The 11,415-nt window shown below is 69.8% G+C and carries 7 protein-coding genes; 6 read left to right on the top strand and 1 reads right to left on the bottom strand.

Going from position 1 to position 11,415, the window contains the following annotated elements:
- Positions 1-103 precede the first annotated feature (103 nt).
- Positions 104-1,141 (top strand): PseG/SpsG family protein, encoded by a 1,038-nt coding sequence (locus EV137_RS19870; protein WP_238175434.1) that lies wholly within the window; start codon positions 104-106, stop codon positions 1,139-1,141.
- A gap of 31 nt (positions 1,142-1,172) precedes the next feature.
- Here EV137_RS19870 and EV137_RS19875 read toward each other — a convergent pair whose 3' ends face one another.
- Complete coding sequence (locus EV137_RS19875) at positions 1,173-3,401, bottom strand: hypothetical protein (protein WP_134130294.1); 2,229 nt, start codon at positions 3,399-3,401, stop codon at positions 1,173-1,175.
- Between the two features lie 93 nt (positions 3,402-3,494).
- Between EV137_RS19875 and EV137_RS19880 the strand changes: the two genes are divergently transcribed.
- The 5 genes from EV137_RS19880 to EV137_RS19895 are packed head-to-tail and all read left to right on the top strand — an operon-like array spanning position 3,495 to position 11,319.
- Positions 3,495-4,247 (top strand): N-acetyltransferase, encoded by a 753-nt coding sequence (locus EV137_RS19880; protein ID WP_134130295.1) that lies wholly within the window; start codon positions 3,495-3,497, stop codon positions 4,245-4,247.
- 35 nt (positions 4,248-4,282) lie between these two features.
- Positions 4,283-6,565 (top strand): glycosyltransferase family 2 protein, encoded by a 2,283-nt coding sequence (locus EV137_RS19885; RefSeq protein ID WP_134130296.1) that lies wholly within the window; start codon positions 4,283-4,285, stop codon positions 6,563-6,565.
- Positions 6,565-7,389, top strand: a complete 825-nt coding sequence (locus EV137_RS19890; RefSeq protein ID WP_133786509.1) for a DNA replication complex GINS family protein — start codon at positions 6,565-6,567, stop codon at positions 7,387-7,389. Before EV137_RS19885 ends, EV137_RS19890 begins: the two co-directional genes overlap by 1 nt.
- The gene (locus EV137_RS40655) at positions 7,382-9,163 is read left to right on the top strand and encodes a hypothetical protein (RefSeq protein ID WP_166679943.1); all 1,782 of its coding nucleotides are present in this window, start codon (positions 7,382-7,384) and stop codon (positions 9,161-9,163) included. The genes EV137_RS19890 and EV137_RS40655 overlap by 8 nt, the downstream gene beginning before the upstream one ends.
- The gene (locus tag EV137_RS19895) at positions 9,160-11,319 is read left to right on the top strand and encodes a glycosyltransferase family 2 protein (RefSeq protein WP_238175435.1); all 2,160 of its coding nucleotides are present in this window, start codon (positions 9,160-9,162) and stop codon (positions 11,317-11,319) included. The genes EV137_RS40655 and EV137_RS19895 overlap by 4 nt, the downstream gene beginning before the upstream one ends.
- Positions 11,320-11,415 lie beyond the last annotated feature (96 nt).

Raw genomic sequence — 11,415 nt, forward strand, 5'->3', positions numbered from 1 at the left:
AACCGCACACACGCGGTGCGGACCTCGAAACAATAGCTGCCCCGTGAGCGCCGACCTCAATCCACCATCTCAGCGCACCGTGATCAAACGTACGCTGGGTCCCGTGAAACGCGTCGGGGTGCGATGTGATGTGGGGCCGTCCCGGGGCATCGGTCACGTGATGCGCTGTCTGGCGCTGGCCGAGGAGGTACGTCGCCGCGCTGTCGAGCTCGTCTTCGTCTGCGACGCGCACACCGTGCCGTGGGCCGCGGAGCAGATCGCGGCCCGGGGGATCGCCGTACAGCCCGCGGTCTGGGGACCCGCCGAGCATGTCGAGCTCGTCGACCGGTTGGGGCTCGACGCTCTGGTCTTCGACTCGTACGACCTGGACGCTGCGGTCTATCCCGCCGTCCGGGCGACCGGGCTGCCCACGCTGGCGATCGTCGACGGTGACTTCCGCGGCGCCGAGGCCGATGTGCTGGTGGACCAGAACCTCGCCGCCGAGCTCGACCACCCGCCCCTGCCGCGGAACTCGATCCGGCTCGCCGGCCTGCCGTACGTGATGATCCGCGACGAGATCCTCGACCACCGTCCCGCCGCGCCACCGGCCGACCGGCACAGCGCCGTACCGACGGTGTTCGCGTTCTTCGGCGGCACGGATGCCTTCGGCGCCGGTCCGTACGTCGCTCGCGCGCTGGCCGCGACCGGTCTGCCGTTCGAGGCCACCGTGGTCGCACCCGGGCCGGACCTCGCCGCGAAGATCGCCGCTGTCGAGCTGCAACCGCACCAGCACCTCGAGGTGATCGGGCCGACGCATCAACTGGCAGCCCGTGTACGTCACGCGGATCTGACGATCAGTGCGTCCGGTACATCGACCTGGGAGCTGCTGTGTCTCGGGGCGACTGCGGGACTGGTGTGCGTGGTCGACAACCAGGAGATGGGCTACGAGCGCGCGATCGACACCGGCGCGGCTGCCGGGCTCGGGCTGTTGAGCGCGCTGCAGGCGGATCCGAACTCGGCGGTCCCCATGCTCAAGCGACTCCTCACCGATTCGGCCGAGCGTGGTCGACTGGCGCGAGCTGGTTGGGAACTCGTCGACGGGCGCGGGCGTGAGCGAGTCGCCGACGCCCTGCTGCAGCGTAGAGGTCCCGCGGATAGGTAGCGCCGTCGCGAGCGTCGTCCCGCGGGACCTCTCATCTGAGTTCGTAGATCGTCGCGTCCAGCGTGGCGTGTCGCAGGCGGACGTAGTTGCGGAGCGCCGGTGAGACGTCGCCGGCCCGGTGGTCGGCGTACAGCCAGCGCACTCCGGCCTCCCGCAGGCGCTCGATCGCAGCCGGCGTGGGCGCCTTGAACGCGATGTCGTTGGCGGCGAGTTCCTCGCTGTTCCAGTACGGGATGAGGCTCGGGTTGGTGTCGTTGGCGAGGGCGATCCGGTTCGCCTGGTTCGAGTACGACCAGCCCTCGATCAGGACCGGACGCTCGGAGAGTGCTGCGAGCCAGAAGTGCCGGCTGTCGCAGAGACCGTCGCGCTGGATGATGCAGTGCGCGTTCGTCGCGATCAGGTCGCCCGGCGTGCTGTTGCGCCGGAGCCACTGCGCCGCGCCGGCCTCGGCCGCCGTCGCGCCGCCGCGGAACGGGTGCGCGAAGACCAAGTTCGACGCCTTGTCCGACACGAGGCCCTGCAACGGCACCAGGGTCGCGCCGATCATGCACGCCGCCACCGCGCCGCCGAGCAACGCGACGAAGAAGTTGCCCGGTCGCCGCGCCAGCTTCCAGACCACAGCCACCAACAGCGCGACAACTGCCACGGCGGCGATAGTCCACACCCACGGGTCCCTGATGCCCTGCAGGTCCGCGGACTGCGAGCGCGCAACTGCGAGGGCCACCAGCCCGAGCAGCCCGGCCGCGCCGACGAGCACCACGGCTCGCCGGTCTCCGAGCCGCCCGACCAGATTCGCCAGCCCGACAGCCGCGAGTACGGCGATGACCGGGAAGGCCGTCCGCAGGAAGTACAGCTGGCTGACTCCTGATTGGGTCGTCAGCAACGTGCCCAGCAAGCCCGCGACCGCGACCCCGGCAAGGAACACCGCACCGGAGTCCCGCCACCTCCGGCCGAGGAAGAACAACCCCGACGCGGCCAACGCCCAGCTCAGCAAAGTCGTTGCCCCTGACAACAGTTGCGCATGCGGGTTCGACACCAGCATCGGGTACGGCGCCAACTGGACGAACGTCTCGAACGGCTTGATCTCGGTCCCCCACGTGCTCCCGCCGAAGATCGCGATCAACGCCCCCACGAACACCGTCAGCGACAGCAACCCACCGAGGAACGCCGGCCGCGTACTCCGCCGCGCCAGCCCCAGCTGGAGAAACGCGAAGGCGAACCCGGCACCCACCAACGGCAGGATCGTCGACTTCGCCCCGGCTGCGATCAGCGCGAGCAGCACCAGCAACACCCACCGGCCGCGCGGCCGACCGTCGGCCCGCAGCAGGTCCACCGCCACCACGCAGAGCGCCAGCGCGATGAGGACCCCGAGGTTCTGTGTCGGACTCAGGTACGCCGCCACCGCGGTCGAGATCCCGCCCAGCCCGGCGTCCGCCAACGGCTGCACGGCCCCACCGAGACCGGCGACGAACACCGCGAGCGGTCCGGCCCACGTGGCGCCGGACTCGGCGGTCGGGGTCAGCCGACTGGTGAGCGCGAACACCAGCCCGCACCCGGCGAGGAACAGCGGCAGCCAGCTCAGTGAATGGATCAGATCGGTCAGGTCGATCCGCGTCCCCCACTGCGTCGCGGCCGTCGCCTGGTGGAAGAACGTGTGGTACCTCATCGGCTCGCCACCGAGCCACAACGTCGAGATGGGTACGTCGTACTTCGCACTCGCGGCCAGCGCCTGCTGGAAGGCCAGGTCGGGATACGCACGCAGCGGATCGGCGTACGCCGGGAGGAACTGGCCCGGCCCGCGCCGGTACACGATCAGCAGCACGACCGCTGTCGACGCCGCGAGCAGCCAGGCCTGCAGCGGACGCAACGGCCGCTCGACCCGCCGCCAGACCCGAGCCCGCGCGTCGCTGTCCACGAAGGCGATCACCAAGACGATCGGCGCCCACACCCACGACCAGGCCTGCAGCCCGATCGACGCACTGGCCAGGTAGACCAGAACCTGCCCGGCCGTACCCACCGCGAACCCGGCCGAGAGGTCCTCCACGAGGTTGCGTCCGTACCCGCCGATCAGCCGCCAGAGCGCGAACCCGGGCAGCGCTACCGCGACACCGGTGAAGAGCACGAACCGGACGACCTCGAAGACCGTCGCGTGCAGCGCGAGCAGCACGATCGCCAGCACCACGATTGCGAGCCCGGCGACCAGACCGGAAAGGGACGGCCCCGCCGTCCGCGGTCCCCGCCGCCTCGCTTTCGCGCGCATGTCGTAACACTAATGTGAAATCCGTCGCGCCACGAACGCAACCTGTCACTCCAGGTGAGCCTCGTAACCACGATGCCTTAAGCTCGGCGGCCTATGAGTTGGTACGACGCGCTCGAAGCCGGTGAACTGACCGTGCGGCCGTCCGTGGACGCGGCCAAGCGGTTCGGGGTCGCCATCGACCGGATGTCGGTGTCCGCCTCGGCCGGTACGCCGCTCGCCGAGGTGTTGGCCGCCGTCGAGAAGTCGACCGCGGACGTGGTCGTGCTTCGCTACCCGGCGCGCGAGACCACCTGGTTCGCCGCGCTGGCCGACGGGCCGCGTCAGGCGTTGCTGGCCGACGCCGTCACCGGCTGGGCGCTGCCGGTCGGCAAGGGCCGGCGCCCCGCTCCGCTGGCCGGCTTCACCGCGCAGCTCGAGCCGGAGGTCGACGACGACCTGGTGGACGACCTGGTCGCGGACGTCTTCGGCGACTCAGGCAACCACTACTGCTCCAACCCGATGTTCGACCGGGCGCTCGCGCTGGCCGGCCGCCAGGAGTGGGCCCGGCGGCGGATCGGTGCGGCAGGCGCCGTCGTACTGCGTGGTCCGGACCGGCGGGTGCTCGCGCTGGCGGCCGTCGACGAGCAGCGGTCGTGGACCGAGATCCAGCTGGCCGGCGTCGTACCCGCCGAGCAGGGTCGTGGCCGGTACGGTCACCTGCTGGCCGCGATCGAGGACGTCTGTACGACGCGACGCCTGGTCGTCACCGCGCAGGCCCATCAGATCGGCATCCAACGGGTCTGGTCCCGCTACGGGTTCGAGCCTGTGCATAACCTCCTGACGGTTCACCTCGTTGCCGCTACGTAAAGATTCGTAGCGACCGCGGAGGAGGACACACCGGAGTGACTCCGCGGTTGAGCGTTGTGGTGCCCTTCTACGGCGTCGGCGAGTACCTCGGGGACTGCCTGGAATCGATCGCCCGGCAGGCCTGGTCCGACTTCGAGGCGATCCTCGTCGACGACGGCTCGCCCGACGACAGCGCTGTCGTCGCGAAGGAGTTCTGCAGCCGGGACCCGCGGTTCCGGCTGATCCAGCAGGACAACGCCGGCCCCGGTCCGGCCCGGGACGCGGGCATCCGGGAGGCCACTGGCGAGTACCTGGCGTTCGTCGACGGCGACGACCTCGTCTCGCGGTACGGGTTCGCCGCCCTGGTCCGGACCCTGGACCGCACCGGTTCCGACATCGCCGGCGGCAATGCGCGGCGGTTCAACAACAGCTTCGGCGTCCGCCCGTCGTGGCTGCACAAGCAGCCGTTCGCGCGGGTCCGGCACGCCACGCACGTGACCGAGTTCCCCGATCTGGTCCTGGACCGGATGCTCTGGAACAAGGTCTACCGCAGGTCGTTCTGGACCGAGTACGGGTACACGTTCCCCCCGATCCGGTACGAGGACTACCCGGTCGCGCTCAAGGCGCACCTGGACGCGGTGACCGTGGACACGATCACGCAGCCCGTCTACTACTGGCGCGAGCGCGAGTCCGGCGAGTCGATCACGCAGCAGAAGTTCCAGCTCGGCAACATCCGGGACCGGGTGACCTCGGCCGGGATGGTCGTCGATCTCGTCGAGGACGACGTACCGGTGGTCCGCCGGCGGGTGCACGCGCATCTCGCGCAGATCGACGTACTGACGCTGGTGTCCGCGTTCGGTTCGGTCCCGAGCGAGGACGAGCAGGCCTTGCTGGATCTGTCCCGTGAGCTCCTCGACCGGCTCGACGACGACGTTCTGGCCGCCACCCACCGGTATGACCGGATCCAGCACGCCGCGCTCCGGTCCGGCGACGTGGAGCTGCTCCGGCGGCTCGCGGACTTCCGGAACTCGGGCGGGCTCCGCGGCGGGGCGCGTGCCGTACCGCGTCCGCGCCGGTCGCGGCAGCTCGACTACAACTACCCGGGCCTAGGCGAGTCCGCCGTACCTCAGGCGCTCTACAGGCTCCGCGAACAGGACCTGACCCTGGCGACGAGCGTCCGCGAGGTGAGCTGGGTCGACGGCAAGTTGTCGGTCAAGGGCACCGCGGAGATCCGCCACCTGGAGACCTTGCGTACGTCGACCCTCGAGGTCGCACTGGCCGTCGGTGAGACGACGTACCCGCTGGACGTACGTCGGTACAACGCGCTGGACCTGCACGGGGACAAGACACTCGTCGGGTTCGAGGTGCTGCTGGACCGCGAGCTGCTCGGTCAGTGCACGGGCGCGCCGGCCCACTTCGAGGTGCGGATGCGGTCAGGGCGACGGGAGCGGAAGGGCATGCTCGGCGGTCAGGGCCCGGGGAGTCCCGGCTGGCCGCCCGGTGCATGGATCGACGAGCTGAACTGGATCCAGCCCGGGCCGGGGAAGTACGGCTGGTTCTCGTTGCGACGGCTGACGGACCCGTGCCGGCTGACCGCGGTCGAGCAGACGGCCGACGAGCTGGTGCTGCACGGGCGGGCATCGTTCGACCAGCCGGAGCTGTACCTGAGCCGGCCGGTTGTCGGTGGCGAGGAAGAGGTCCCGTTGGAGATCGACGGCCGCGACTTCACCGCTCGCCTGCCGATCCAGGACATCCTCGCGGCCGCGAACCACGACGACCCGTTCGGCCAGCGCACGACCAGGGTGTTCCGGATGCGCGGGCCCGGGGGTGAGCAGCGCGTGTTGCTGTGGACCGCGAGCGACTCGGCGGTCTCGCGGGTCGTTGACGACCGGGTGGTCACGCTGACCCGCTCGACCGGCGGGTACGTGAACCTGCACGAGTCGCCGATCCGCACGACCGCTGTGGCGGCGGTTGTCGAGGGCAACCAGTTGACGGTGCGCGGATCGGAGGGTCGCGAGGTCACGTTCGCGTGGCGGCGGTACCTGGCCGACTCCGACGAGCATCTCGATGTCGCATGCCGCCGTACCCTCACCGCCGAAGGATGGTCCGCGGCAGTCGACGTGGACGCGCTGGTCCCGGTGACCGCGGTGCAGGTCTCGGTCGATCCGCTGGCCGCGCTGGCCGACTGGATCCTGTTCGCCACCCCCGCTGACGGTGCGGCCCACGCCGTACAGTGCGAGCCGTTCCTGTGCAGCCGGTTGCCGTTGGCAATCACTCACGGGTCGCACGCGCTCGCCGTTCGACCCCATGCCGGCACTCTGCATGTCGAGGTGCGCTGATGCATCACCACAACCACTACTACGGTCAGACGCACATCCTGTCCCGGTACGCCGGGTTCGACTTCGACCACCCGCCGCGGTTGCGGGGATACCTGCAGCACGGCTGGAACATCGGCTGCGGCTGGAACCCGGTGCACGAGTTCTACGACGGTGCCTGGCGGTTCACCTGGAGCGATGCGCCGAGGCGTCGCGGACACGCGCTGGGGCGGCGGAACTACCACAGCATCGGCGCGCCGTTCCTGTACCTCATGGAACTCGAACCGGAGCCGGAGGAGCCGGTCGAGCGCGAGGGAACGCTGTGGTTCCTCTTCCACGGGTGGGAGGGCGGCAAGATCCACGGCGACCACCAGCGGCTGATCGACGAGATCCGCGAGACCGAGCCCGGCCCGGTCACCTTTTCGTTGTATTACACCGAGTACGACCGGCCCGAGGTGCGCGGGTTCTACGAAGACGCGGGCTTCCGGGTGGTGTCGTTCGGGCGGCGCGGGTTCTCCTACGAGGGGACCGACCGGCGGTTCCTGTTCAAGCAGCTGGCCGAGCTGCGCAAGCACAAGCGGGTCGCGGCCAACCGGCTGTCGACCGCGATCTTCTACGGCGTCGCGGCCGGCTGTGAGCCCGCGGTGTACGGCGACCCGATGGAGATGGACGGCGAGAACCCGTTGTTCGGCGGCCAGAGCCGGATCGAGCGACTCTGGCCGGAAATGCTCGGAAAGACCGTCGATCTCGAAGCGGCCCGGGCGACCACCGACCTCGAGCTCGGCAAACCCTGGATGATGCCGCCCGCGGAACTGCGGTCGCTGTTCGATTGGAGAGAGCGTGTCTGAGTTGGCAGCTGGGGTTCAGGTCGTCCGCGGCGAGATGCAGCCGTGGACCGACCACACGACGCCGCGGCCGGCGCTCGCCGCGCTGCTGACCGACGTCGTCCCCGCCAACCGGCGGACGCTGATCCTCGGGCCACATGCTCCGCAGCTGATCGAGTCGGTGCTCGCGCACTCCGCGGACGTGACGATCCTGGTCCGCTCGGTCGCGGACGCGCAGCAGTTGGGCGAGGACTTCGGGCCGTGCCTGCAGGTGATCGCCGGTGCGCTGGACGGCCTGCAGAGCGAGCCGTACGACGTGATCATCGCTTCCGATGGACTCGATCGCGTCCTGGGATACGACAGCGCCGACCTGTCGTGGACCGCACGTCTGGCCGCGCTCGCTGCGTTGGCCGCTCCGGACGCGGTCGTCGTACTCGGGCTGGAAAACGAGTTCTCGCTGCTCAACCTGCTGGACAGCCGCCCTGCGGACGAACGCCACGGCGACGACGAGTGGCGCCCGCTCCACGACGACCCGACCCGGCCGGTCTCCGTCGACCAACTCAAGTCCGCGCTCCCGTGGACCTCTGAGGTGTACGCCGACTTCGGCTCCCGCACCTTCGTCCGCGCCGATGTCGCGGCAACCGCCCGCCCCGGCGAACTCCCCACCCGCCTGGCCGGCGCCGCGCTGGAGTCGGTCGACGTACCGCTGTTATCGCCCGCTGCCGAGGGCGTGGACACCGCCGCCCGAGCCGGCCTACTAGCCGCCATCCCCACCGGCTGGCTCGCAATAGCCGGCGCCGGCGCCACCCACGACGTCTACGCCCAATCCGCAGACGTAGTCCTGACCGCCGACCAAACCCTCACCGGCTGGGACACAACCATCACGGGCGAGCCCCCCGCCCCCGCCGCCGCACCTACCGCCACCGCACCTACCGCCACCGCACCTACCACCGCCGCCGCAGCGACCACCGCCGCCGCAGCGACCACCACCGCACCTACCGCCGACGGCGGCTCGCTCTTCTTTGACCCCTCCGTTGTCCCCTCCACAGTTCCCTCGGGTGTGTCGGTCGAGAGTGTGCTGTTCCGGCTTGCCGCCGCCGAGGATGTGCCCGCCTTCCGCAAGTTGGCGGCCGACCTCGGCGACTGGGTGACCGAATCCCGCCTCGTGCTCCGCTGGGACGACGTGATCTACGACGGCGACTCCTTCGCGTACGGCGTCTCGGGCTGGGTAGCCGAGGACCCCATCGAGAAAGAGGACCTGCTGGCTGCCGCCTGGGCGCGGTTCCACGACCGTCTGATCGGACAGCGCCGTCGCCACCCGTGGCCGCCGTGGATGCTGGGTGACGACCTCATCTCCGCGTGGCTCGGCATGTCCGGTGTCGAGCCGCCCGAGCAGACCCCGGCCACGAGCCCCGACTCCCTCCCGGCCACCACCGAACAAGTTGCCTGCGGCAAAGAACTCGCTGCCGCGCTGGACGTCGTACTGGAGACGAGCACCACCATCGTCGACGTACGCACGACGCTCGCCGAAGCCGAAGAGGCCAAGCAGGAGCTGTTCGAGCTGAAGGGCCACGTCTACGGCCTCGAACGCACGCTCGGCTTCCGCAACAAGGCGATGAAGACCCGAGAGAACCGCATCCGCGAGCTCCGCGGTCAGCTCCAGCGGCTGACCACGGCCCACGAGCGGATCCGCGGATCCCGCACGTACGCCGTCTCGCGGGTGATCTTCCACGCGGCCCAGGTCCGCAAGCCGAAGGTCGTCGCCCGCAAGCTCGCGCGCCGGATCAGACAGCGGTGAGTACGCCGCGCCCTCCTGCACGACTCAGCGTGGTAGTGCCGTTCTACAACGTGGGGGCTTATATCGGGGACTGCCTGGACTCGATCGCGCGGCAGACCTTCGGCGACTTCGAGGCGATCCTGGTCGACGACGGTTCGCCGGACGACAGTGCCGTGATCGCGAAGGAGTTCTGCATCCGCGACTCGCGGTTCCGGATCGTGGAGCAGCAGAACGCCGGCCTCGGACCGGCGCGCAACACCGGCGTCGAGCAGGCGTCGGGGGAGTACATCACGTTCGTCGACAGCGACGACCTGGTGACCCGGCACGGGTTCGGGATGCTGGTCCGGTCCCTCGATCAGACCGGTTCGGACTTCGCCGCCGGCAACGCGCGACGGTTCAACAACAGTTACGGCGTACGGCCGTCGTGGTTGCATGCGCAGGCGTTCACGGAAAATCGCCTGGCCACGCACATTTCCGAGACGCCGCAGTTGGTGCTCGACCGGATGGTGTGGAACAAGGTGTACCGGCGGTCCTTCTGGGACGAGTACGGCTACCGGTTCCCGGCGATCCGGTACGAGGACTATCCGGTCACGCTGAAGGCGCACCTCGACGCGGTCACCGTCGACACGCTCGCGGCGCCGGTGTACTTCTGGCGCGAGCGCGAGTCGGGTGACTCGATCACGCAGCAGAAGTTCCAGCTCGCGAACATCCGCGACCGGGTCGTCTCGGCCGGTCTGGTGCTGGACGAGATCGAGGACGCGCCGCCGGCGATCCGGCACCGGGTGCACGCGCACTTCCGGCAGATCGACCTGCACGCGATCCTCTCGGCGTTCGGCACGGTGCCGCCCGAGGAGGAGCAGCACCTGGTCGAACTCACCACCGAGCTCCTCGACCGCCTGGACGAGGCCGTGCTGGTGAACTCGCCACGCCTCGCCCAGCTCCAGTTCGCGGCCTTGCGGGCGGGCGATCTCGAACTGCTGCACAAGGTCGCCCTCGACCCGGACGCGGCCCAGGAACACCTCGCGCTCACCAAGAACGACCTGACGCCGGCGACCAGTGTGCGCGAGGTGACCTGGATCGACGGCGCGTTGTCGGTCCGTGGCACCGCCGAGATCCGGCACCTGCAGTCGAAGCCGTCGAACCTCCGCGTCGACTTGGTGATCGCCGGCAGGAACTACCGGCTTCCGGTACGGCGCTACCCGGCGACCGATCTCCGTGGCGAGGAAAGCATGGTGGGGTTCGAGGTTCGCGTCAGTCGCGAGCTACTCGCCAAGTGCACGGCCGGCCCGTCGCACTTCGACGTACGGCTGCGGGTCGGTGGGATCCGGCGACGGGACATGCTGCGTGGGCAGAAGGCCGGCAGCCCGGGGTGGCCGCCGGGAGCGTGGATCGACGAGACGAACTGGATCCAGCCTGGTCCGGGCAAGGACGGGGCGTTCGCCGTACGGCGGTTGGCAGATCCGTGCCGGTTGACGTCGGTCGAGCAGACCCCGGATGCGCTGGTGCTGCACGGGCGATCGACGTTCGACGAGCCGGCGTTGTTCGTGAGCCGGCCGTTGTCGGGTGGTGAGGAGCAGGTGCCGCTCGAGGTGCGTGGCCGGGACTTCACCGCGTGGTTGCCGATCGGGCCGATCCTCGCGGAGGTCAATCCGGACGACCCGTTCAGTCAACGGACGACGCGTGCGTTCCGGGTCCGTGGACCGGAGGGGCAGGAGCAGGTGCTGCTGTGGACGGCGGGCGATCGGCTGGTCTCACACGCCGAGCGCGGGCGTGCGGTGATGCTGACCCGGTCGACGGGCGGGTATGTGAACCTGCACGAGTCCCCGATCCGGATGACCGCCACCGCTGCGGTTGCCGCGGGCAACATGCTGGTGGTGCGCGGGCCCGATTGGGGCGAGGTGGACTTCAGTTGGCGCCGGTACCTGCCGGATTCCGACGACCACGTGGACGTCGCGTGCCGACGTACCGTCTCGGACGACGGCTGGGCCGCCGTGGTGGAGATGGCGACATTGGACGCGGCGGAGTGGATCCTCTTCGCCACCGCGCCGGACGGCACCTCCCACGCAGTCCAGTGCGAACCGTTCCTCTCCAGCCGCCTCCCCCTGACCGTCACCCGATCCCCCCACACCTACGCCATCCGCCCCCTAGCCGGCACCCTCCACCTCGAAGTCAGGTAGAACTCCAGCCAACGGCCCGCCCCCGATCGGCCGACAGCGTGCACGACCCACCGCCCCACCTTGGCGAGCGTGCCGACGTTTGCTGGGTGGGCCAGG

The organism is Kribbella pratensis, from assembly GCF_004366075.1.
Classification (GTDB): domain Bacteria; phylum Actinomycetota; class Actinomycetes; order Propionibacteriales; family Kribbellaceae; genus Kribbella; species Kribbella pratensis.

Excerpts from the sequence above, each read along its gene's own strand:
- EV137_RS19875 (WP_134130294.1), bottom strand. The coding sequence starts at position 3,401 with ATGCGCGCGAAAGCGAGGCGGCGGGGACCGCGGACGGCGGGGCCGTCC.
- EV137_RS19880 (WP_134130295.1), top strand. The coding sequence starts at position 3,495 with ATGAGTTGGTACGACGCGCTCGAAGCCGGTGAACTGACCGTGCGGCCG.
- EV137_RS19890 (WP_133786509.1), top strand. The coding sequence starts at position 6,565 with ATGCATCACCACAACCACTACTACGGTCAGACGCACATCCTGTCCCGG.